Source organism: Streptomyces sp. R41, assembly GCF_041053055.1.
Classification (GTDB): domain Bacteria; phylum Actinomycetota; class Actinomycetes; order Streptomycetales; family Streptomycetaceae; genus Streptomyces.
Genome location: NZ_CP163443.1, coordinates 10,221,299 through 10,244,098 on the forward strand (window position 1 = coordinate 10,221,299; position 22,800 = coordinate 10,244,098).

Below are 22,800 nucleotides of genomic sequence, written 5' to 3' on the forward strand. Positions count from 1 at the left end.
GGCGGGTGCAGTCCTGCGCCAGGGTGGAGAAGTGTCAGACTGACCGCATGGACGAGCGCGTATTCGGCAGGTCGGGTCAGCATGCTTCGGTGATCGGTCTCGGCACATGGCAGTTGGGTGCCGACTGGGGTGATGTGAGTGATCGGGACGCCCTGGCCGTGCTGGAGACGGCGGCCGAGTCGGGGGTGACCTTCTTCGACACGGCCGATGTGTACGGCGACGGGCGGAGCGAGGAGACCATCGCCACCTTCCTGCGCGGCAGGCCGGACCTGCATGTGCTGGTCGCGACCAAGATGGGCCGCCGCGCCGAGCAGATCCCGGAGAACTACGTCCTCGACAACTTCCGAGCCTGGAACGACCGGTCCCGGCGCAACCTCGGAGTCGACCGACTCGACCTGGTCCAGCTGCACTGCCCGCCGACGCCCGTCTACTCCTCGGACGAGGTGTACGACGCCCTCGACACCCTGGTCGAGGAAGAGCGGATCGCCGCGTACGGCGTGAGCGTCGAAACATGCGACGAAGCGCTGACGGCGATCGCCCGCCCGAACGTGGCGAGCGTCCAGATCATCCTCAACGCCTTCCGCATGAAGCCCCTGCGGCAGGTGCTCCCGGCGGCCCAGGAGGCGGGCGTCGGCATCATCGCCCGCGTACCGCTGGCCTCCGGCCTGCTCTCCGGCAAGTACACCAAGGAGACGGTCTTCGCCGCGAACGACCACCGGACGTACAACCGCCACGGTGAGTCCTTCGACCAGGGCGAGACCTTCTCCGGCGTCGACTTCGCCACGGGCGTGGAGGCGGCGGCCGAGTTCTCCGCCCTCGCCCCGGAGGGTTGTACCCCGGCCCAGCTGGCGCTGCGCTGGATCATCCAGCAGCCCGGTGTGACCACGGTGATCCCGGGAGCCCGCTCGCCCGAGCAGGCCCGTGCCAACGCGGCGGCCGCGAGGCTGCCGGAGCTGTCGCAGAAGACGCTGGACGCGATCGAGGATCTGTACGAGCGGCGGATCAAGGAGCAGGTGGAGAGCCGCTGGTAGGGGCCGGCGACGTAACGTACGGCCGGGCGGTCGCACCGATGGTGCGGCCGCCCGGTCCGTTTGCTACCGCCGGTCCTCCGCCGTGACCGCGTCGAGCTGCCGGTCGTGCAGGCGGCTCAGCAGCAGTACCGAGACGGTGGCCCCGATGAGCGCGCAGAACATGTCCCACTGGGTGTCCCACACATCGCCCTGGGTGGCCAGGAAGTCATCGGCCGCGTGTCCGCCGATCACCGCGGCCGCCCACTCGAACAACTCGAAGAGCGCGCTGAAGGCGAGACAGGCACACACGGTCAGCGGCGCCAGCCAGCGACTGCCGCGCAGCGGCGAGGTCCTGCTGAGCAGCTCCCGCACCAGGACGGCGGGCACGAAGCCCTGCATGAGGTGCCCGAACCGGTCGTAGGGATTGCGGTCGAGTCCGAACCAGTCCCGCACCCAGTCGCCCAACGGCACCTGCGCATACGTGTAGTGGCCGCCCACCGCGAGCACCAGCGCGTGCGCCGCGAGCAGACAGCACAGCAGATTCGTGAGCGGGAACCGCCGTCGGGTCAGGACGGCCAACGGCAGCCCGACCAGCACCCACACGGTCTCCAGCAGCCACGTCGTCGGGTCGTGCGGGTGCCAGGCGGAGAGCGCCATGCCCGCGACGACGACCACGACGAGCACGGTCGGCAACGTCCGCCGCGGTACGCGCTCCTCGGGCACCGACTGATGGGTGAGCGAGGCGAGGACGGGCTCGGGCATGAGTGGGCTCCTTGGTCCAGATGGCCCCATCGTGCTGGAGCGCCGGGGGTCAGGGCATGAGTACGGCTACTCAGCCTGGCATCTGGGTGGATGTGACGAACATGTTCGTGCCGTACTTGTTCGTGACGAACATGTTCGTTACCTTGGAAGGGTGACAGCACATTCCACTCCCCGCCCCAGCCGTCGCGAACGTCCGGCGAAACCAGCCCTGACCAGGGACGGCATCATCGAGACAGCGGTCGCGCTCATGCGGGCCGAAGGCCTCCAGCGCGTCACCATGCGCCGCCTGGCGCAGGAGCTCGACACCGGTCCGGCCTCGCTCTACGTCTACGTGCGCAACACCGCCGAGCTGCACGCGGCGGTGCTCGACGAACTGCTCGGCGCCGTCGATCTGAGCCCGGCCGCGGCGACCGGCGACTGGCGTGACCGGCTCGTGCGGTTGCTCACCTCCTACACGGACGTCCTGTTCGAGCACCCGGGCCTCGCCCGCTCGGCGCTGGTGGCGCGCCCGTCCGGCGAGCGCTACCTGGACCTGGTCGAAGCGTTGCTGTCCCTGCTGAGCGAGGGCGGCATCCCGGACGCGCGGGCGGCATGGGCGATCGACCTGCTGCTGCAGTTCGGCACCGCGACCGCGGCCGAGCACGCCGCGGGAGAGAAGGACCCCGCGGACGCCGAGGGCGAGTGGGCGGCGCTCGCGGCGGCGCTGCGTGACGCCTCCGAGGACCGGCACCCACACATCGCCGCGCTCGGCACCGAACTGCTCTCCGGCCCGGGCGAGGCCCGCCTGGACTGGGGCTTCCATGTCCTGATCAACGGCGTCCTGCACACGCCCAGGCCGGACACGCCCGACACGCCGTGACGGTCGTTCACGTCCCACCGTCATCAGCGCCCACGGTCGTCGACCGTCGACCGATATCAACTCGCCAGGAGAACCTGCCATGTCGACCTCTCACCACCACCCGATAGCCGTGATCGGCGCCGGTCTCGGCGGCCTCACGCTCGCACGCGTACTGCACGTGAACGGCATCGCCGCCGCGGTCTTCGACCTCGACGCCTCACCGACCGCCCGCACGCAGGGCGGCATGCTGGACATGCACGAGGAATCAGGCCAGGCCGCACTGCGGGCCGCCGGACTCTACGAGGAGTTCCGCGCGATCATCCACGCCGGCGGCGAGGCCATGCGCATCCTCGACAAGGAAGCCACCGTACGGATGGAGGAAGACGGCGAGGCCGGCGATCGGCCCGAGGTCTCCAGGGGCGCCCTCCGCCACATCCTGCTCGGCTCCTTGCCCGAGGGCACCGTCCGCTGGGGTGCCAAGGTCACCGGCACACGGACGCTCGAGGACGGTCGCCACGAGGTGACGCTCGCCGACGGGGAGACGTTCACCGCCGAACTGCTGATAGGGGCCGACGGCGCCTGGTCGAAGGTGCGGCCCCTGGTCTCGGACGCCACCCCCCTCTACTCGGGAATCTCCTTCGTCGAGGTGCACCTCCTCGACGCCGACGCCCGGCACCCGGAAAGCGCCGCCGTCGTCGGCAGGGGCATGCTGTTCGCGCTCGCCGCGGAGAAGGGCTTCCTCGGCCACCGCGACCCAGACGGCTCGCTGCACATCTACGTCGCCCTGAGGACGCCGGCCGACTGGGCCACCTCCGGTGCCATCGACTTCGCCGACACCGAAGCGGCCAAGGAGAGCCTCCTGGAGTACTTCGACGGCTGGGACGAGCGGCTGCGGTCCCTCATCGCCGACGCGGACGGCGCGCTCGTCCCCCGCCCGATCCACGCGCTGCCCGTCGGCCACCGCTGGGACCGCACCCCCGGCGTCACCCTGCTCGGCGACGCCGCCCACCTGATGTCCCCGTTCGCGGGCGAAGGCGCCAACCTCGCCATGCTCGACGGCGCTGAGCTCGCGACCGCGATCGCCGCCCACCCCGACGACATCGAAAAGGCCCTGACCGCGTACGAGGAGGCCCTCTTCCCACGCGCCGAGGCGGCGGCCACCGGGTCCGCGGTCAACCTCGACATCTGCTTCAGCCCGGACACCCCGCAGAGCCTGGTCGACCAGATGGCCGCCTACCGTGCCGAGACCGACTGACGCCAGCGGGTGCCCGCGTACGGGCGCCTGCCCCCGGCCGCCGCGGGGCGGCGGATGCCCCGCAACGCGCCGCCTCCGGCGCTCCGCGTTCGGCGCTCCGCGTTCCGCGATCAGCCATCAGCGACCAGCGATCAGTGATCGGTCTCTGCATTCCGCGCGCCGCGTCGGGGTAGCCCCAACGCCTGGTCGGCAAAGGCGACTTGGACGATCCGCACGCTTCACCACCCCGTCACCCTCCGGACGCGTACGCCACTTCCCGCCCTCCTGACCGCCTTCTATCCTCGCGCCCGGGCCGGGGTCCGAGGCAGGTCGCCGGGCACAGCCCGGCCCGACTCGTCCTCGTACCCCTTCGTCCGTCGGAAGGTGACACCTCCCATGCGCCCCCAATGGCTGCGCACAGCAAGACGGTTCGGCGGCAGATCCGCCGCCGTGGTCGTGACCACGGCGCTCGCCGTGAGCGTCCCGTTCCCGGCCGGCTCGGCTCCCCGGGCCGCGGACCGGCCGGTCTCCCTCGTGGACCCGCTGATCGGATCGGCGAACGGCGGCAACACCTATCCCGGCGCCACCCTCCCGTACGGGATGATCGCCTGGTCCCCGACCAGCACCACCGGCGACCAGACCGGCACCGGGGCCGCCAACGGCTACCAGTACGACACGACCCGCATCCGTGGGCTGAGCCTCACCCACGTCAACGGCGCCGGCTGCAACCCGGGCGCCGCCGGCGACGTGCCGATCATGCCGTACGTCGGTGACATGACGTCCTCGCCCTCGGCGGACGCCAAGGACGCGGTCTACGCCGCCGACTTCACGCACGCCGAGGAGAAGGCCGTACCCGGGCGTTACACGCTCGGCCTCAAGTCCGGTGCCACGGCGGACCTGGCGGTGAGCAAGCGGGCGGGCGTCGCCGACTTCAGCTTCCCGAGCGACCGGCCTGCCAACCTGCTCTTCCGCGTCTCCAACTCCCTCAACGGCAGCGAGAACGCGCACGTCGACATCGACACCGCACACCGCAAGGTGACCGGATGGGTGCTCACCGGCGCCTTCTGCGGCCGCCGCGCGAACGGCGGCACGAACAACCGCAAGAGCTACTACAAGCTGTACTTCAGCGCATCCTTCGACCGTGCCTTCTCCTCCGTGGGCACCTGGAAGGACGGCACGCTCTCCGCGGGCTCGACCTCCGCCTCGGGTGGGGAGGGGTACGCCACCGGTGCGGACCGCGCGGGCCGCGGCTCCGGAGGATACGTCGGCTTCGACCCGAGCGCTGACAACGATGTCCACATGCGGATCGGCATCTCGTACGTCAGTCTCGACGGAGCCGAGACGAACCTGCGCGGGGAGATCGCACCGCACGCGAGCGTCGCGGAGGTGGCCGACGCCGGTGAGCGCGCCTGGGACCGCGAACTGAGCACCGTCCACGTAGACGGCGGCAGCGCCGCCCAGCGCACCACCTTCTACACGGCGCTCTACCACTCCCTGATGCAGCCCAACCTGATCAGCGACAGGGACGGCCGCTACTACGGCATGGACGCCGCGGTGCACCGTCTGGCCCGCGGGCAGCGGGCGCAGTACAGCAACTTCTCGGGCTGGGACCAGTACCGCGCCCAGATACAGCTCCTCGCCCTGCTGAAGCCGAGGATCGCGGGCGACTTCGCCCAGTCCCTCTACAACTTCTCGCGGCAGAACGGCGGTGTCTGGGACCGCTGGGTGCACCTCAGTGGCGCCACCCACGTGATGACGGGCGACCCCTCGGCGGCGACGCTGGCCACCTTCTACGCCATGGGAGTCCGCAACTTCGACTACGAGGGTGCCTTCGACTCGCTCGTGCACCAGGCCACCGTCCCCCACCCCGACGAACTCTCGGACGCGGGCTGCCCCGGCCAGTGCGTGGGCCAACGGCCCAACCTCGCGCAGTACTTGACCTCGCACTACGCCGCCCAGGACGTCTGCCACTGCTGGGGCGGCGCCGCCGAGACCCTCGAGGACGCCGTCGCCGACTCCGCGCTGGCGAAATGGGCGAAGCTGCTCGGCAAAGACCAGGAAGCCGCCGTCTTCTCCGAGCGCGCCGCCTATTGGCGCAACGTCTTCAACCCCGACGCCACGGCCGATGCCGGCTACATCCAGGCCCGCAACCTCGACGGCTCCTGGGTGTACCCCTTCAGCCCGGGAAGCGACCGCGGCTTCGCGCAAGGCACCAGCGCCACGTACACCTGGATGGTTCCGCAGGACGTCCAGGGCCTGGCCGCCGCCATGGGCGGCCGAGACAAGGCTGCCGCCCGCCTCGACGGCTTCTTCCACACGGTGGACGGGTCCTGGTCGGTGCGTGGCGGTGACCCGCTCCGCTACGACCCGACCAACGAACCCGGCATCCACGCGCCCTGGCTCTACAACGCTCTCGGTCAGCCCTGGAAGACCCAGGCGACGGTGCGTCAGATCCTCGACACCGTGTACGGCACCGGGCCTTCGGGCCTGCCGGGCAACGACGATCTCGGCACCATGTCCGCCTGGTACGTCTTCTCCGCGCTGGGCCTGTATCCCCAGACCCCGGGCAGCGCGTCCATGCTGCTGGGCGCCCCACTCTTCCCGAGTGCGGTCGTCGACCGTCCGGGCGGTACCGGGATCACGCTCGGCGCGCCCGACGCGGACGCCACTCATCCGTACATCGACGCCGTACGAGTCAACGGCCGTCCCACACAACGCTCCTGGACGGACGGCGACCTGACCACGAAGGGCGGCACCCTCACCTTCGAGCTCGCCGAACAGCCCGACACTCAGTGGGCCACCGACCCGGCGGACCTGCCGCACTGACGCCCGGAGGCCTCGCGAGAACGGTGGGTTCTCGCGAGGCCGCAGGGGCCGCTCACTGCGACGTCGAAGCCGCCAAGGGCTCCCACGGGTCGCCCACCGCGGCCAGGAACTGTCCGGCCGATCACGGTGGAGGCAGTGGTGCCCTCGCCGGTGTCGCGTCTGCGGCGTGATCGGAAAAGCGACGCCGGTTGCGCGGGCGTCGAGGGTCAGGCCGGTGTGTCGGCGTCGAGGGCCGCGGCACGGAGGGCGGCTGCCACGCGGGTGACCGGTTCTGTCGGTGGGTGGGGGAGACGGGCCAGAAGCAGGCGCCGCTGCTCTTGAGGCCCGCCGCGGACCGGCAGGATGCGTACGCCCGTTGGGGCCGCGGGGGCGAGCGTGGCGGGCACGGTGGTCAATCCGCAGCCGGTGGCCACGAGATGGAGCTTGGCCAGCCAGTCACGGGCGGTGTGGGCGATCTCTGGCCGCTCGTCCAGGCCCGGCCACACCCCCATCAGCCCGTCTTCTCCGGTGGAGGAACCGGCGATCCAGCGCTGCCCACGCAGGTCGGCCACGTCGATGAAGTCGCCACGGGCGAGCGGATGGGTGGAGGGCACCGCAAGGCACAGCGCACGTTCGGTGAGCGTCTGCATCGCCAGCGGGGGCGATTCGGTGTCCGGTGGGCGGAACGGCGGTGCCGACGCCAGCAGGGCCAGGTCCAGACTGCCGGCCCGCAGTGCGCGTACCAGCGCCGGGGTGGTGCCTTCCCGGCTGACGACGTGGAGGGCAGGGTCCGTGCGGCGCAGCGCGGCCAGGGCCCTGGGCAGCAGGACGGCTCCGGCGCTGGGGAACCAGCCCAGGCGGACGGTTCCGGCCTGCCCGGGCAGGCCGGACAGCTCGCGCGCGGTGGCGTCGATCTCGTCGAGCACGACCTTCGCGCGGCGCAGCACGACACGGCCGGCCGTGGTCAGCCGCACGCCGTCGCGCCGCCGCTCCAGCAGCTCCGCGGCCGCCGCCCGCTCGATCGAGGCGATCTGCCGGGACACCGCCGACTGGGTGTAGCCCAGCGCGGTCGCGGCCGCCGTGAAGGTTCCCTGCTCGGCCACCGCGCGGAAGACGCGCAGCGCGGTGAGCGACACATCCGTGAAGTCCATGACGATTACGCATACTAGCCGTGCCTCAATGTCGTTGGACTCATGGCGCCGGCGTTTCTAGCGTGGCAGGCATGAACGCTTCTCGTATCGCCCTCGTCACGGGCGCCAACCAGGGGCTCGGCCGCGCTCTCGTCGAAGGGCTGGCGGCCCGCATGGGCCCGGAGGACCTGGTACTGCTCACCGGCCGCAGCCACCAGCGGGTCGCGGACGCCGCCCGCGAGGTGGCGCAGGCGCCCGGCACACGCAGTCAGGTTCAGGGCCGGGTCCTGGACGTCACCGACACCGACGCCATCGCCCGACTCGCCGACGAACTCCGGGCACGGCACGGCGGGGTGGACGTGGTGATCTCCAACGCCGTCGCCCGCGTGCTGCCCGGGGAATCGCAGGCCGAGCGGGCCGACGAATTCATCGACGTCTCCAATACCGCCACCCACGCGATCCTGCGCTCGTTCGGCCCCATCCTGCGCCCGGGCGGCCGCCTGATCGTCGTGGCCAGCAGCCTGGGCACGCTCGGCCACCTCGACCCGAAGCTGCACCACCTGTTCGACGGCGCGAGCCTCGACCAGGTCGACTACGCCGTCGAGTCCTGGCGCAGCGCCGTCCACAACAAGACCGCGGAAGAGGCGGGCTGGCCTCGCTGGCTGAACGTGCCCTCGAAGGTCGCCCAGGTCGCCGCCGTCCGCGCGGTCGCCGTCGAACGCCGCGAGCGCGACCTCGCGGCCAATACCCTGATCGCCTCCGTGTGCCCCGGCATGGTCGACACTGCCACCTCCCGGCCCTGGTTCAGCGACTACAGCCAGGCCCAGTCACCCTCCCAGGCCGCCCTCGCCGTCCTCGACCTGGTGTTCGCCGAGCACGTCGATGCCGCCCTCTACGGCGAGTTGGTCCGTTTCGGCAAGGCCCTGCCCTGGCACGGCGGCACACCCCCGATGGAGCAGGACCAGATGCTCAGGCCCTGACCGCAGGACGGCGGCCCCCCTACGCCGTCGACCCGGACGACGCGCGACGGCTGTGGACGCTGTCGGAGGTCTTGCTCGCCAACGCCCGCTGAACCGCCTGGCTGCCATTCCACGAGGTTGGACCGATCGGGTGGCGGCAGGTGGCTCTTCACGCGGTGTTCTCGTCGTTCGAAATGCCAGGCTTTCGGCGTCGGGTTAGCATCGCGGCGTGATTACGGCCTGGTCGCCTTTCCGTACGCCACGGAGTCGCTCATCAGCGACTCCGTGGCGTGTGCTCGGACTGGGCCTGTTCCTCTTCGGTCTGCTGTACGCGCACGCCGTCAGCCCTGAGGCCACGGTGAGTCACCTTGCTGTGGGCGAGGGCGTGTCGGTATCCGGCGTTCATTTTGAGCTCGCCGCTCAGAACGAGAGCGTTGCGAGTGGCACGCCGGCTCGGCCGGCGGAAGAGAAGTCGGCGGGTCACCGGGACGGCCACGGACACCAGCATGCTGTCGAGGACTGCGCGCTCGGGCAGCCTCCGCAGAGCCCCGACGCAGCGGTGCCCTGTCTGTCTCCGCTGCACATGGCGAGCGGCGGCAACGAGATGCTTCGGCCGGTGCGGGCTGATCACGCCGCAGCGCGGGACGTCGTGGCCCCGATAACGCATGCGGCGGACTCCGCGGTTCTACGTATCTAGGTCAGCGCTTCTCGAACCGGTCGACGCTTCCTCGGATGCACCGGCTCGGCTCAAGGCCGAGTTCGCGCCTGCCTCCGGGCGGCCGGTTCATGGCGTCTGACCTCCTGCGCATCGCGCTCTCCGGCACGGCGCGGGGATGGTCACGAGTCGTTCCCCCACTGATCCCCGTCCCGACCGCGAGTGTTCCGGCAGGGGCAGCCGCCGGGCGGAGGATCTGTGCCGCTCACCCCTGCCAGCCTTCGGACCCGTGCCTCCGGTCGGCTCCGGCCGACCCGCCGTGTGCCGCTTCCGCGGCGGCACACGAGACGGGCATCCGCACGCGTCCACACCGATCGAGAGCGAAACGCATGCACTCCCTGACCACGAGTGATTTCACCCCCGTCGGCTCCAGCCTCCTGGGCCTCGTCGGCAACACCCCTGTCCTGCACGTGTCCCAGCCCTTCACCCCGTCCGACCGCGGCTTCTGGGCGAAGCTGGAGGGCTTCAACCCCGGTGGCATCAAGGACCGCCCCGGACTCCACATGGTCGAACGGGCCCGTACCCGCGGCGAGTTGCGGCCGGGCCGCCCGATCGTCGAGTCGACCAGCGGCACACTGGGCCTCGGTCTGGCCCTGGCCGCAATGGTGTACGGGCACCCCGTCACGCTCGTCACCGACCCGGGCCTCGAACCCTCGATGACCAGGCTCCTCGTCGCCCACGGCGCCACCGTCGACGTGGTGTCGCAGCCGCACCCCACGGGCGGCTGGCAGCAGGCTCGCCGTGACCGGGTCGCCGAGCTGCTGACGGAGCATCGGGGAGCGTGGTCCCCGGATCAGTACAACAACCCCGACAACGTCGCCGCGTACACCCCGCTTGCTCTCGAACTCGCCTCGCAGATGGGCCACATCGACGTACTCGTCTGCAGTGTCGGTACCGGGGGCCACTCCGCGGGCATCTCCCGCGTGCTGCGCCAGCTCTGTCCGGGAATGCGTCTGGTGGGCGTCGACACCATCGGCTCGACCATCTTCGGCCAGCCCGACCGGCCCCGACTCATGCGGGGACTCGGATCGAGTATCTATCCGCGCAATGTCGCCTACGAGAACTTCTCCGAGGTGCATTGGGTGGCCCCGGCCGAATCGGTCTGGGCGTGCAGACAGCTGGCCGCCTCGCACTACGCCACGGGCGGCTGGAGCGTCGGTGCGGTCGCGCTGGTGGCCGGCTGGCTCGCCCGTACGACTCCTCCCAGCACCCGCGTCGTGGCGATCTTCCCGGACGGGCCCCAGCGCTATCTGGAGACCGTCTACGACGACCAGTTCTGCGCCGAACACGGGCTGTTGCACGGGCCTCCGGCGCCCGAACCCGAGGTCGTGGGCCACCCGGACGAGAAGGAAGTCACCCGCTGGACGCGCTGCACCTCGGTCCTCGACCCACTCGCCGCGACGGCGGCGACGGTCGGCGTGGAAGGCGACGCGAAGTGAGGACGACGCTCGCGCAGGTCCGCTCGTACGACCGCAGCGTCCAGCTGCTCCTGGTGAACCAGTTCACCATCAATCTCGGTTTCTACATGCTGATGCCGTATCTCGCCCAGCATCTGTCCGGCACTCTCGGCCTGGCCGGCTGGCTGGTCGGACTCGTCCTGGGCGTACGGAACTTCAGCCAGCAGGGCATGTTCCTCGTCGGCGGTACGCTCGCCGACCGTTTCGGCTACAAACCCCTGATCGTCGCCGGATGCGTGCTGCGTACGGTGGGCTTCGCCGCGCTCGGGCTGGTCGACTCGGTCCCGGCGCTGGTCGCGGCCTCGGCAGCGGCCGGCTTCGCGGGCGCTCTGTTCAACCCGGCTGTACGCGCCTACCTCGCCGCCGACGCGGGCGAGCGCCGCGTCGAGGCCTTCGCCCTCTTCAACGTCTTCTATCAGGCGGGCATTCTGCTCGGACCGCTGGTCGGGATGGTACTGACCGGCTTCGACTTCCGTTTCACCTGCCTCGTCTCGGCAGCGATCTTCGCGTTGCTGAGCGCGGTGCAGATCCGCGCCCTCCCCGCCCGCAAGGCGGACCACGCCGTGGACGCGGACGCCGGTGACCGCAAGAGCGTGCCGGCGCAGTGGCGAGGCATCGTGCGCAACCGCGCGTTCCTCCTTTTCGCCATGGCCATGATCGGCTCGTACGTCCTGTCCTTCCAGGTCTATCTGGCGCTGCCGCTGGAGGTACGACGCCTGGGCGGCGAAGGGGAGTTCGGGACGGCGGCCGTCGCGCTGCTCTTCGCGGCCTCGGGACTGCTCACGATCTTCGGACAGACTCGCGTGACCGCGTGGTGCAAAGCACGGCTGGAGCCCGGTCAGGCCCTGGCCTGGGGGCTGTTGGGCATGGGTTTGGCCTTCGTGCCGCTGCTCGCGGCCACGGTCGTGCCCGTGCCTGACGAACAGGTCGGGCGCCGGCTGCTCGCCGCCCTGCCGCCGACACTGGCGGCGCTGCTCCTCGCAATGGGCACGATGATCGCGTACCCCTTCGAGATGGACACGATCGTCCGCCTCTCCGGGGACCGCCTCGTCGCCACTCACTACGGGCTCTACAACACCATCTGCGGGATCGGCATCACGCTGGGCAACCTGCTCACCGGAGCGGCCCTCGACGCCGCCCGGGCGGCCGGCATGTCCGCACTGCCATGGCTCGTGCTGTTCGTCCTGGGCGTGGTGTGTGCCGCGTTCCTCCATGGCCTGTATCGGGCCGGTCTTATGGCAACCATGGCCGCTGAGCCCGCGTCCGTCACTGCGGAGGGAACCTCCCTGCTTCAGCGAGGAGAGCAAGTCGAAGTCGCCGGGAACTCTCCTGGGATGGTGGGGCGTTGAGGTCACTGAGGATGAAGCATTGGCCGAAGCTTTTGGCCGGGACCAAGCAGACACACGAGCAATACGGCAATAGGCAAGCTTGAAACGACGCGATGTGATGACCTTCACCCCGATGTGGCGGAAAGTGATGAATTCCTTACGGCCATGACACGTACGGGTGGACGTAGAGCATCGTGAAACCGGGGAGGATTTTTCATGCGACCGTTCACCCTCAACTACGCCATGCCCACGGGGCAGTCGGCCGCAGTAACCCCGTACCACTTCGATGTGGCGCTGCAGTTGAACGTCCTGCCCGACGGCCGCCCGGCCGTCAGCGACCGTGCGCTCCTGATGGCCACCGGTACCACGACGTCCACGGCCGGCTCCCAGACGCACTTCGACGACTGACGGCCGCCCGCGCGCATGACCGTACTCATTCTCACGGCCGAGCAGGACGTCACCGCCGACATGGTGGTGGCCCAACTGCACGAGCGGGGCGTGCCCATGGTGCGCCTCGACCCCGCCGACCTGCCGGGCAAAGCGGTGCTGTCCGCCGACTACGCCCACGGTGACTTCGACGGCTATCTGTCGGTCAACGGCCACGTGCTCAGCATGGGCGGTCTGCGATCCGTGTGGGTGCGCCGGCCGGGGGAGCCGGCCGCCCACGCCGCCGAGCCCTCGCCCTGGCTCACCGCCGAGACCCGACAGGCCCTGTTCGGCATGCTCTACTCCGCATCGACCCGCTGGATGAACCATCCGCGCCGCGCCGAGCAGGCCCGGCACAAACCCTGGCAGCTGCGGGTCGCCCACAGCAGCGGCTTCGCGGTGCCGCCCACCATCATCACGACCGCCCCGCGCGTGGCCCAGGAGTTCGTCGAGGAGTACCGGGAAGTGGTGGTGAAGTCGGCTTCGGGGCCTCCGCCCGGCGAGCCGCCGGTGGCCCTGCCGACCACGCTCATCGGACCCGACGCGGACTTCTCCGGCGTCGCGGCCGGCCCCGCGCTGCTGCAGCAGTACATACCCAAGCGTGCCGACATCCGGCTGACCAGCATCGGCCCCCGCATGTTCGCCGCCAGGAAGGCCGCCGTGCCCGGACAGGTCGACGGGCGGTTCGGCGACACCGGACACGCCTGGGAGGCCATCGCCGTGCCCGGCCGCATCGCCCGCTCGGTCCACGAGTACCTCGCCTTCACCGGACTCGCCTACGCCGCCTTCGACTTCGCCGAGGACGAGGACGGCGTCTGGTGGTTCCTGGAGGGCAACCAGGGAGGCCAGTTCGGCTTCATCGAGCTGGAGACGGGACAGCCCATAGCCGACGCGGTCGCCGAGTGGCTGTCGCAGCGAAGACCCGCGCACCGTATCCCGGAGGGGCACTGACACTCCTTCACCACAGTTCCGGGACCGGCAGGCGGCCTTGCCCGTTTGGCGCGAATGGCACTGTTGCTCACGGGCTTTGAGATGCGTAAGCGTGCTCTGTCATGGAACGTGACCGGAGCAGCACCGCTCTTCCCCTCTCCCGCCGTCAACTGCTCGCCGCAGCAGGCGTCGCCGGGGCCGCCACCGCCCTCGGCACGGCCCCGGCGAAGGCCCGGACCAGCGCCGGTCTCTCGCTCTCCTTCACTCGGGCCACCAACGGTTCGGCGACACTCTCACCCGCGGGCGACCGGTTGATCGCCGAGCTGCAGAACGTCCTGTGGTCGCTCCCGCGCACCGGCGGCCGTGCCGTACCCCTGACCCCGGCCGACCTGGAACCGAACAGGCCCACGCACTCCCCGGACGGCAAGCTCATCGCGTTCTGCGCGTACCGGGGCGGCGGCTTCCACGTGTGGACGATGCGCCCCGACGGATCGGACCTGCGCCGTCGCACCGACGGGCCCTGGGACGACCGGGGCCCGGCCTGGTCACCCGACGGCACCCGTATCGCCTTCGCCTCCGAGCGCTGCGGCGACCCGGTGCAGGGCAGCCCGTACCGCATCCACGTCCTGGACCTCAACAGCGGCGAACTCACCCGCGTCACCGGGCTCTTTGGGCAGGACGGGCCCCTGCAGGACGGTCCCTGGGAGGACTTCGACCCCACCTGGTCGCCGGACGGGAAGCGCATCCTGTTCGTGCGGGCCAAGGCAGTGACCACACCTTTCGGACTGGGCGTGGACGCCCGCACCGTGGCCGCAGTACCGGCCGACGGTGCGGGCCCGGTCGCCCTCGAGCACACCGAGACCGAGGCCGCGCAGGTCATGACCCCGGCCCTCGCCCGGGACGGCCGCCGTCTGGCCTATCTGCGGACCACGGCATCACCCAACGGCTCCTGCACCCTCGTCGTCGACGGCAAGCCGGTCGCCGTGGCCGGAGACATCGCTCCCGTACCTCCTCGCTGGACCGCGGCGGGGGAGCTCCTTCTGACAGTGGACGGCCACTTCACGCTCCTACGCCCCGAGAAGCCGGGGGAGGCGGAGCCGATCGCCTTCGAGGGCGTGCTGCCCGTCGAGCGGCCGCGGTACCAAGTCAAGGAGTACGACCTCGGCGACGCGCGTGTGCGCCCGGTGCGGGGCATCCACCTGCCCGCGCTGTCCCCCGACGGCCGGCGCGTCGCCTTCGCCGCCCTCAACTCGCTGTGGCTGGCGGACACTTCGGGCGGCCGTGCGCCCGAGCGGCTCCGGCAGTCACCGGCCACCCGCTACCTCCTCGCACCGGTCTGGGCGCGTGACGGACGGTCGCTCGTGTACGCCGACGACCGCGACGGACTGCTCGGGGTGTACCGGCGGGATCTCGATACCGGTGAGGAGACCGCGCTCGCGACGGGCGGGCGGGTGCATCCGGTGCTGTCGCCGGACGGCGAGCGGCTTGCCTGCCTCGACATGACGGGGCGGCTCGTCGTGCGCGAGCTGAGCGCGGGCACGGAACGCGTGCTGGTGACGCCGCTCGGCGGGGGCGGGCTGCCCGGCCGTCCGAGCTGGTCGCCCGACGGCCGGTACATCGCGTTGTGCGACCGCAATCGCCTCAACCTGCGCTTCCGCGAGGGCTACAACGTCATCCGGATCGTCGACACGACGACCGGTGCCGACCGCCTGCACGCCGTCGCGCCTCATGTCTCCCTCGCCGACCGCTACGACTCCGGGCCGGTCTGGTCACCCGACGGGCGCTGGATGGCCGTAGTCGTCGAATCCGCGCTGTGCCTGCTGCCCGTCGCCGCCGACGGCACACCGCAGGGCGAACCGCGCACCCTCACCACCGAACCGGCCGACCACCCCTCGTGGTCCGCGGACTCCAAGACGCTGCTGTATCTGTCGGGCGGCCGCCTGAGACTGATCGGCGTCGACGGACGGGACGCCCGCACCGTGCGTGTCCCGGTCGACCGGCGGGGCTCCGTCCCCGTCGACACCGTGGTGCACGCCGGACGGCTGTGGGACGGCACCGGCGATGTGGTGCGCGAGGACGTCGACATCGTCGTACGAGGTGGCCGCATCGACTCCGTCGAACCGCACCGGGCCGCCCGCCGCGACGCACGGCGGCGGGTCGACGCCTCGAACCGCACCGTCGTCCCCGGGCTGTGGGACACCCACACCCACCCGTGGCAGAGCACCTACGGCGGACGCCAGACCGTCGGCCAGCTGACGTACGGGATCACCACCGCCGTGTCCCTCGGCGGCTTCGCGTACGAACAGGCCCGCATTCGCGAGGCGGTGGCAAGCGGCGAGCTCGCCGGACCCCGGCTGCTGACGACCGGCGAACTGCTCGACGGATCCCGCGTCGCGTACAGCATGGGGCGGGCCCACCGCACCAGGGACGGGCTGCGACGCTCGCTGGAACGGGGTGCAGCGCTGGACTGGGACTTCGTCAAGACCTATGTGCGGGCGCCGGGTTGGGTGATGGAGGAGGCCGCGCGGTTCGCTCACGAGCGCCTCGGGGTCCGCTCGGGAAGCCACCTCCTGTCTCTGGGCGTCCAGCTGGGGCAGGATCTGACGACCCATCTGCAAGCCACGCAGCGCGCCGAGTTCGGGCACGCGATCACCGCGACCGGGCGCGCCTACGACGATGTGGTGGAGATATACAGCGCCCGGGGCGTCAACTTCGCCCTGATCGCCACGCCGTTCACCTCCGCCCCGCTGCTCGGCGCCGATCCCGCTCTCGGCGACGACCCCCGTGTCACCGTCGTGATGCCGCCCTGGGACTCCGCCGCGGTACGGCAGTCGGCGGGCGTGCCGCCCACGGCGGCCCAACTGGCCACGCTGCGCACGGAGACCGACATCTACCGGCGTGTGCTGGCCGCGGGCGGTCTCGTCGCCCTCGGCACGGACCAGCCGCTCGTCCCCGTCGGGCTCTCCCTGCACCTGGGCCTGCGCGCCCTGCACCGCGGCGGACTGTCCCCGGCGGGGGCCCTGCGCACCGTGACCGTGCTGCCGGCCCGCCTGTTCGGAGTCGACCGTGACCTGGGCACTGTGGAGCCGGGGAAGCTGGCCGACCTGACCGTGGTGGACGGCGACCCGTTCACCGACTTCGACACACTCCTGCGCACGGTGTCGGTGCTCAGGGGAGGGACACCCTACGAGACGGCTGACCTGGTGGCCGCGTTCGAGCCGTCGTCGCGGCCCGCGGCGACACGCGACGACTGGCTCGAAGTCGGGCGGCTCATGCGGAGGGACGGCTGCTGCGGCTCGGAATCACTCTGAGGCCGGCCGAAGGGCGTGGATCGGGGTTCACTCTCGAGCCGCCCAACTGGAGCGTATTCGCGATCACTTCGGATCCGTTGTCGCTTCGGATCCGTGATCACTTCGAACTCGGCCGAAAGGACTGGAGGAAGACGTCCAGCGCCTTCCGGTTGGCGGAGGTGTTCCAGTCGTCCGCCGGGGTCGTCCAGCGCAGCGAGAAGCCCCGGTGGTCGCCGATGAGGAAACCCCGTCCGAACGTGTGCTCGCGGAGTCCGCCGTCGGTCACGGAGTACCACTCCATGTCGGCACCCTCGCGGCCGCGATAGTCCACGGCACGGATGTCGCCCACCCGCTCGTAGCCGGTGGAAGCGGCCCGCAGGGACGGCTCCAGCGCGCTCCAGACCGCGACGGGATCCGGGCCCAGCCGCGTGCTGTAGGTGACGGCCAGCGTGCGTGGGTCACCACTCGCGCCGAAGGTGACCCGGTAGGACAGGTCGGCGGAGCTTGTGGTCCGCAGGCGTTCCCAGCCCTTGGGGAGGTCGATGGAGAAGCCCTCGGGTGCCTGATAGCGGGAGAAGCCGGACGGCACCTTCTCTCCGACGGTGAAGGAGGGGGAAGGCGTGGGGGACGCCGACGGTGTCCGCTCGGGGAGCGTGGCGGGATCGGTGGGGTCGGCGGAGGGGACCGAGGACGTCCGTGAGGGAGCCGCGCCGGATGCGGACGTGTCCCCGTCGGGCAGGCCGCCCGCCGCGGTGAGCACGGCGAAGCAGACGACGGTGACGGCCAGCGCTCCGCCCAGCAGGACCGGCCGGCTGACCGGCAGTCCGCCCCGGGTGCGTCCCGTGCGCCGGGCGACGGTGCCCGGATCCCGGTAGAGCGGCAGGGGCGCCGCGGCCGTCGCATCGTCGAGGTCCTCCTTGAGGATGCGCGCCAGGGCCTCGCGTACGACCGGCTCGGGCACCCGCTCCAAGTGATCCCTGCGCAGGAGACCCTGAATCGCCGGTGCGAGCGGTCCTGCGCTCAGCGGCGCCCGGATGGGCAGCCGTTCCACGGCACGCAGCGTGGCGTCGAGCCGTCCGCGGTCGCGGATGGGCGGCCAGCCCTCCACCATCGCGTACATCATCGCGCCCAGCGCCCACAGGTCCGCCGCCGGTCCGGTGCCTTCGCCCCGGGCCTGCTCCGGGGAGGCGTACGACGGTGCGGTGACGCGTGGCGAGACGGTGGCCCCCATGAGGCCGAAACCGTTCACCGTGACCGCGTCCCGCTCGTGCACGCGCACCTGACCGGGGCTGAGATCGCCGTGCGTCACCCCCGCGTTGTGGGCGGCGGCGAGGACGTCGAGGAGGCCGAGCCCGATGCGGGCCGCGCGGATGTAGTTCATCGGGCCGCGCCCGAGGAGTTCGGTCAGCGGGATGCCCGGGGACCGCTCCGTGACCGTCCACACGAAGTCGTGCTCCTCGATCACGTCGACGACCGCGGCCACCCGGCCGGGACAGACGAGCCCCAGGCGCTCGGACTCGCGCAGGATCCGCGCCGCGGTACGGTGCTCCGTCTCCTCGTGCCGATGTTCCGGGAGCCGCGACCGGGTCAGGGTGACGGGCCGCTCGAAGTCGACGTCCTGTCCGTGCCAGCCGACGCGGCCCTCTTCCCGGTGGGCGACCTCGAGCAGTCGGTATCTACCGGCGACCAACTCGCCCGTGGAGTCTTGCACCTTGACCATGGTCATCCCTCGCTGTGCACCGGGCTCTCACCTTTCCCGGAAGTACGGAGGGTGTGACGTTGAGTGTTCAACGGGGAGCGGTTCTCGAGGCCTGTTTTTTCTCAACTCTCCGACGGTCGCCCACTCGTGCGAAAGGTTCAGGCCGGCGGCGCGTGACGGTTCAGCGCACGGGCACCTTGCCGATGTAGGAGTCCGCGAACGTGGCCGCCGCGGCGGGCGAGCCCAGCAGTCGCCGCAGCCGCGCACCCGCGGACCCCGCCCGGAAGGGATCGCCCGACGACGGCCCGTGCAGCAACTCCGCGAACCACTGAGAGAATTCCTGGTACTCCCAGACGCGCCGCAGACAGGCCGCCGAGTAGTCGCGCAGCCCGCTGCCGTCGCCCGTCCCGAAGTAGGAGACGAGCGCGTCCGCCAGGAGCAGCGCGTCGTACAGCGCCAGGTTCATGCCCTTCGCCGCGATCGGCGCCACGAGATGGGCGGAGTCACCGGCCAGGAACAGCCGTCCGTACGTCATCGGCTCCACGACATAGCTGTGCATGTCGAGCACCCGCTTCTCGATCAGCCGTCCCTCGGTGAGCGGTGGGGAACCCGTCACCGACAGCCGGGCGCGGAGTTCGGACCACACCCTGTCGTGCGGCCAGTTCTCCGGGTCGTCGCCGGGCGTCACCTCCAGGTAGTAGCGGGTGACCTGGGGGCTGCGGGCCATGTGGGCGGCGAATCCACGTGAGTTGACGCCGAAGACGACACAGTCGGACGACGGGGGTGCCTCGGCGAGCAGCGCCAGCCAGCCCACTCCGTAGTCGTAGCGGGCCAGGGAACCGCGCTCCGGCGGCACGTGGGTGCGGGTCACTCCGCGCGCGCCGTCGCAGCCCGCGATGATCTCGCACTCGATGCGCCGGCGCTCGCCCGTGGCCGGGTCCGTGTACAGCACCGAGGGCCGGTCGCCGTCGATGGCGTGCAGAGCGACATCCTGTACGCCGAACCGGATGTCGCCGCCGCGCACATCGGCGTACTCGCGCACCAGGTCGGTCACCAACAGCGGCTGCGGATAGACGAAATGGCGGTCCCCGGTCAGCTCGGCGTACCGGAACCGGTGACGTTCGCCGTCGATCCGGAACTCGCACTCGCTGTGCGGCTGGGCCCGCTCCACGAGCCGGTCGGCCAGCCCCCGTTGCCGCAGGGCGCGTACCGCCCATTCCTCGATGAAGCCCGCCCGGGGCCGCTGTTCGATGAACTCCCGACTCTCGTTCTCCAGGACCACGCAGTCGACGGACGCGGCGCGCAGGATGTTGCCGAGGGTGAGACCGGCCGGTCCCGCGCCGACGATGACGACGGGGACGCGCTGTACGGATGTGGGGGAGGGGGAAATCACTCGATCATTATGACGGTGACCCTTCAACGCCGGATATCCGCTCGTGTGTTGATGCCGCAACGGGATCCGAGGCCCGCCCGGGCGGCCTGCGCCTCACGCGAAGGCAGCCCGCAGCTCGGGCAGCAGCGTCTTCGCCGACCAGTCCAGGAAGTCGGCCTGGGCGTCGCCGCCGATCTGCACGAGCGCGATCTCGGTGAAGCCCGCCTCCGCGAAGGGCCGTACGGCCTCGACGAAGGTGTCCGGATCGTCGCCGCACGGAATCGACCCGGCGACGTCGTCCGGCGTGACGAACTGTGTGGCACCGGCGAAGGAGTCGGGGTGCGGCAGCTCCGCGTTGACCTTCCAGCCCCCGCCGAACCAGCGGAACTGCTCGTGCGCCCGGTGCACGGCGGTGTCCCGGTCGGGGTCATAGCTGACCGGCAGCTGCCCCACCCGGGGCTTGCCCTGTCCGCCGTGCCGGTCGAAGGAGGCGAGCAGTTCCGGATCGGGTTCCGTGGCGATGACGAGGTCGGCGAGGTGACCCGCCAGCGCGCAGGACTGTTCGCCGGAGACGGCGACGCCGATCGGCGGCGGCTGGTCCGGCAGATCCCACAGCTTGGCCGACTCCACGTCGAAGTGGGTCCCACGATGGTTGACGTGGCCCCCGTCGAACAGTGCGCGGATGATGCCGATCGCCTCTTCGAGCATCTCGTGCCGCACATCGACCGAGGGCCAACCGCCGCCCACCACATGCTCGTTGAGGTTCTCTCCCGAGCCGAGCCCGAGCCGGAACCTGCCCTGAGACAGCAATTGCAGGGTTGCCGCCTTCTGGGCCACCACCGCGGGGTGATAGCGGAAGGTCGGGCACGTCACGTACGTCATCAGGGGAATGCGCGAGGTGGCCTGGGCGGCCGCGCCGAGCACACTCCACGCGTACGGGGAGTGCCCCTGTGCGCGCAGCCACGGAAAGTAGTGGTCCGACGTCACCGAGAAATCGAAGCCGACCTCCTCGGCCCGCACGACATCGTCGACGAGGTCACGCGGGCCGGTCTGTTCCGTCATCATCGTGTATCCGATTTGCACCATAAAGTGCGAGTAACCCGCTCGCGTGCCACGTACACCACCACTCCAAGCCCGACATCACTCATGGACACGCGGGCGCCCGCACGGGAAAGATGGCGTACGCATGTACACGGTGTCCGTCTGCCGCGCCACAGCCACTGTCCCGAGCCGTCCGGAGGTCACTCGTATGAGTGCTCGTCCCCTGCCTGTCAGCACGCCCGGCGAGCAGGGTGTCGACGCGTCGGGCATTCACGCGTTCCTCGATGCCGTCGAGGTCGCCCCGGACATCGAACCGCACAGCCTGATGATCCTGCGCCACGGTCACGTCGTCGCCTCCGGCTGGTGGGCGCCGTACACACCCGAGCGGCGTCAACTGCTCTACTCGCTGAGCAAGAGCTTCACGTCCACGGCCGCGGGATTCGCCGGCGCAGAAGGGCTGTTGCGCCTCGACGACCCCGTGATCTCGTACTTCCCCGAATTCGATGCCGACATCACCGACCCACGCAGCCGCGCCATGCTCGTACGGCATGTGGCGTCGATGGCGAGCGGTCACCTCGCCGAGACCTACGCCGAGGCGTTCCGGCTCGACCGCAAGGAGACCGTACGCGGCTTCCTGCTGATACCGCCTGAGCGAGACCCCGGCACCGTGTTCGCGTACAACCAGTCCGCCACCTACACGCTCGCCGCGATCGTCCAGCGCGTGACCGGCCAGTCGCTGACGGCGTATCTGCGGCCCCGGCTGTTCGACCCCCTGGGCATCGGCGAAGCCGCCTGGCGGCAGGGCCCGGCCGGCCGCGACCTCGGCTTCAGCGGCCTGCACGCCACGACCGACGCGATCGCGCGGCTCGGCCAGCTGTACCTGCAGGACGGCGTCTGGGAGAGGCGGCGGCTCCTGCCGTCCTCGTGGATCGCGGAGGCCACCCGTGCGCACATCTCCACCGCGGACGGTACGGCCGAGGGGGCGCTGTCGGACTGGCAGCAGGGGTACGGATTCCAGTTCTGGAGGTCGCGGCACGGGTACCGCGGCGATGGGGCGTACGGGCAGTTCTGCCTCGTGCTGCCCGAGTACGACGCGGTGATCGCGACGACCGCGGCGACCGAGCAGATGCAGGACCTGCTGAATCTGGTGTGGCGCCACCTGCTGCCCGCCTTCGGCACCGCTCCGCTCCCGGGCGAGGGGGACGACACACTGCGGAGCCGTCTCGCGCGGCTCGCCCTGCCGCCGGTCGAGGCGCATCTCGAGCCTCCCGCCCGGGGCGAAGCCTGGGCGGGCGCCGAGTTCCTTCCGAAGGGCGGTGCCTGCGCGGAGCAGCGGACTCTGGCGGGAGTCGCGGTAGCGGCGGGGGACAAGGGCTGGCGCCTGTCGCTGGACGAGGGCGACCGGCGAATCGACCTGATGCTGGGTATCTCCGACTGGACCGTCGACCCGGGCACCATCCCCACGGCCGTGACCGGCGGATGGACCGACCCGGAGACCCTGCGCGTCGACGTGCTGTTCCTGGAGACCCCGCACCGTTTGACGGTGACCTGCTCGCTCCCTGAGCACACGTTCACGGCACGGTGGCACACGGTCCCGCTGCACGGCGGCCCACTGCACAAACTCCACGCACCGTCGCACCTGCCGTAACCGGCCGACGGAAACGCCACACCGCGCCACCCCTTCCGCCACGTAGAAATATCTACCAACATGCATATGCCTAGGGGCTGATGGGCAGTCGCAGGCCCCGCTGGCTGCGTCTTTCTCCGCGCGTGCCGAGCGGAGCGGAATATCCCCGGAGTGGGC

General features: G+C 70.8%; 16 protein-coding genes. 11 read left to right on the forward strand and 5 right to left on the reverse strand.

Annotation, left to right across the window (positions count from 1 at the left end; translation table 11 throughout):
* Positions 1-47: 47 nt before the first annotated feature.
* Positions 48-1,031, forward strand: coding sequence for an aldo/keto reductase (locus AB5J53_RS46595; RefSeq protein ID WP_369251623.1), 984 nt, complete (start codon positions 48-50; stop codon positions 1,029-1,031).
* Between the two features lie 63 nt (positions 1,032-1,094).
* On the opposite strand, the gene AB5J53_RS46600 is transcribed toward AB5J53_RS46595, so the two are convergent.
* Entirely contained in the window at positions 1,095-1,772 is a 678-nt protein-coding gene (locus AB5J53_RS46600; RefSeq protein WP_369251624.1) for a DUF2238 domain-containing protein, read from the reverse strand.
* A 151-nt stretch (positions 1,773-1,923) separates the two neighbouring features.
* Here AB5J53_RS46600 and AB5J53_RS46605 point away from each other — a divergent pair, with 151 nt between their 5' ends.
* From AB5J53_RS46605 to AB5J53_RS46615, 3 genes are all read left to right on the forward strand, one after another.
* Entirely contained in the window at positions 1,924-2,631 is a 708-nt protein-coding gene (locus AB5J53_RS46605; RefSeq protein ID WP_369251625.1) for a TetR/AcrR family transcriptional regulator, read from the forward strand.
* 79 nt (positions 2,632-2,710) lie between these two features.
* Positions 2,711-3,865 carry an FAD-dependent oxidoreductase gene (locus AB5J53_RS46610; protein ID WP_369251626.1) on the forward strand — a complete coding sequence of 385 codons (1,155 nt, stop codon included), beginning with the start codon at positions 2,711-2,713 and terminating at the stop codon, positions 3,863-3,865.
* A 375-nt stretch (positions 3,866-4,240) separates the two neighbouring features.
* Positions 4,241-6,670 (forward strand): GH92 family glycosyl hydrolase, encoded by a 2,430-nt coding sequence (locus tag AB5J53_RS46615; protein WP_369251627.1) that lies wholly within the window; start codon positions 4,241-4,243, stop codon positions 6,668-6,670.
* A 206-nt stretch (positions 6,671-6,876) separates the two neighbouring features.
* On the opposite strand, the gene AB5J53_RS46620 is transcribed toward AB5J53_RS46615, so the two are convergent.
* Positions 6,877-7,800 (reverse strand): LysR family transcriptional regulator, encoded by a 924-nt coding sequence (locus tag AB5J53_RS46620; RefSeq protein WP_369251628.1) that lies wholly within the window; start codon positions 7,798-7,800, stop codon positions 6,877-6,879.
* A 71-nt stretch (positions 7,801-7,871) separates the two neighbouring features.
* On the opposite strand from AB5J53_RS46620, the gene AB5J53_RS46625 reads away from it, so the two are divergent.
* The 6 genes from AB5J53_RS46625 to AB5J53_RS46650 all read left to right on the forward strand — a co-directional run bounded on the left by AB5J53_RS46625 (position 7,872) and on the right by AB5J53_RS46650 (position 16,905).
* A complete protein-coding gene (locus AB5J53_RS46625) occupies positions 7,872-8,759 on the forward strand; it encodes an SDR family NAD(P)-dependent oxidoreductase (protein WP_369251629.1) in 888 nt (295 codons plus the stop codon).
* A 1,023-nt stretch (positions 8,760-9,782) separates the two neighbouring features.
* Positions 9,783-10,892 (forward strand): PLP-dependent cysteine synthase family protein, encoded by a 1,110-nt coding sequence (locus AB5J53_RS46630; protein WP_369251630.1) that lies wholly within the window; start codon positions 9,783-9,785, stop codon positions 10,890-10,892.
* Entirely contained in the window at positions 10,889-12,259 is a 1,371-nt protein-coding gene (locus tag AB5J53_RS46635; protein ID WP_369251631.1) for an MFS transporter, read from the forward strand. Before AB5J53_RS46630 ends, AB5J53_RS46635 begins: the two co-directional genes overlap by 4 nt.
* A 195-nt stretch (positions 12,260-12,454) precedes the next feature.
* Positions 12,455-12,646: a putative ATP-grasp-modified RiPP gene (gene tgmA / locus AB5J53_RS46640; RefSeq protein ID WP_369251632.1), complete on the forward strand. Its 192-nt coding sequence runs from the start codon at positions 12,455-12,457 to the stop codon at positions 12,644-12,646.
* A gap of 15 nt (positions 12,647-12,661) precedes the next feature.
* Positions 12,662-13,615: an ATP-grasp ribosomal peptide maturase gene (gene tgmB, locus AB5J53_RS46645; RefSeq protein WP_369251633.1), complete on the forward strand. Its 954-nt coding sequence runs from the start codon at positions 12,662-12,664 to the stop codon at positions 13,613-13,615.
* A 101-nt stretch (positions 13,616-13,716) separates the two neighbouring features.
* Positions 13,717-16,905 carry an amidohydrolase family protein gene (locus tag AB5J53_RS46650; protein ID WP_369251634.1) on the forward strand — a complete coding sequence of 1,063 codons (3,189 nt, stop codon included), beginning with the start codon at positions 13,717-13,719 and terminating at the stop codon, positions 16,903-16,905.
* 97 nt (positions 16,906-17,002) lie between these two features.
* Here the strand turns inward: AB5J53_RS46650 and AB5J53_RS46655 are convergent, their stop codons facing one another.
* From AB5J53_RS46655 to AB5J53_RS46665, 3 genes are all read right to left on the reverse strand, one after another.
* Positions 17,003-18,604 (reverse strand): serine/threonine protein kinase, encoded by a 1,602-nt coding sequence (locus AB5J53_RS46655; protein WP_369251635.1) that lies wholly within the window; start codon positions 18,602-18,604, stop codon positions 17,003-17,005.
* 160 nt (positions 18,605-18,764) lie between these two features.
* Positions 18,765-19,976: a 4-hydroxybenzoate 3-monooxygenase gene (locus AB5J53_RS46660; protein WP_369251636.1), complete on the reverse strand. Its 1,212-nt coding sequence runs from the start codon at positions 19,974-19,976 to the stop codon at positions 18,765-18,767.
* Positions 19,977-20,069: 93 nt separating this feature from the next.
* A complete protein-coding gene (locus AB5J53_RS46665; RefSeq protein WP_369251637.1) occupies positions 20,070-21,041 on the reverse strand; it encodes an LLM class F420-dependent oxidoreductase in 972 nt (323 codons plus the stop codon).
* Positions 21,042-21,204: 163 nt separating this feature from the next.
* Here AB5J53_RS46665 and AB5J53_RS46670 point away from each other — a divergent pair, with 163 nt between their 5' ends.
* The gene (locus AB5J53_RS46670) at positions 21,205-22,644 is read left to right on the forward strand and encodes a serine hydrolase domain-containing protein (protein WP_369251638.1); all 1,440 of its coding nucleotides are present in this window, start codon (positions 21,205-21,207) and stop codon (positions 22,642-22,644) included.
* Positions 22,645-22,800: the final 156 nt, after the last annotated feature.

Bases quoted from the DNA above. Each gene is read 5' to 3' on its own strand.
- AB5J53_RS46595 (WP_369251623.1), top strand. From the start codon at position 48: ATGGACGAGCGCGTATTCGGCAGGTCGGGTCAGCATGCTTCGGTGATC.
- AB5J53_RS46600 (WP_369251624.1), bottom strand. From the start codon at position 1,772: ATGCCCGAGCCCGTCCTCGCCTCGCTCACCCATCAGTCGGTGCCCGAG.
- AB5J53_RS46610 (WP_369251626.1), top strand. From the start codon at position 2,711: ATGTCGACCTCTCACCACCACCCGATAGCCGTGATCGGCGCCGGTCTC.
- AB5J53_RS46615 (WP_369251627.1), top strand. From the start codon at position 4,241: ATGCGCCCCCAATGGCTGCGCACAGCAAGACGGTTCGGCGGCAGATCC.
- AB5J53_RS46620 (WP_369251628.1), bottom strand. From the start codon at position 7,800: ATGGACTTCACGGATGTGTCGCTCACCGCGCTGCGCGTCTTCCGCGCG.
- AB5J53_RS46625 (WP_369251629.1), top strand. From the start codon at position 7,872: ATGAACGCTTCTCGTATCGCCCTCGTCACGGGCGCCAACCAGGGGCTC.
- AB5J53_RS46630 (WP_369251630.1), top strand. From the start codon at position 9,783: ATGCACTCCCTGACCACGAGTGATTTCACCCCCGTCGGCTCCAGCCTC.
- tgmA (WP_369251632.1), top strand. From the start codon at position 12,455: ATGCGACCGTTCACCCTCAACTACGCCATGCCCACGGGGCAGTCGGCC.
- tgmB (WP_369251633.1), top strand. From the start codon at position 12,662: ATGACCGTACTCATTCTCACGGCCGAGCAGGACGTCACCGCCGACATG.
- AB5J53_RS46650 (WP_369251634.1), top strand. From the start codon at position 13,717: ATGGAACGTGACCGGAGCAGCACCGCTCTTCCCCTCTCCCGCCGTCAA.
- AB5J53_RS46655 (WP_369251635.1), bottom strand. From the start codon at position 18,604: ATGGTCAAGGTGCAAGACTCCACGGGCGAGTTGGTCGCCGGTAGATAC.
- AB5J53_RS46665 (WP_369251637.1), bottom strand. From the start codon at position 21,041: ATGGTGCAAATCGGATACACGATGATGACGGAACAGACCGGCCCGCGT.
- AB5J53_RS46670 (WP_369251638.1), top strand. From the start codon at position 21,205: ATGAGTGCTCGTCCCCTGCCTGTCAGCACGCCCGGCGAGCAGGGTGTC.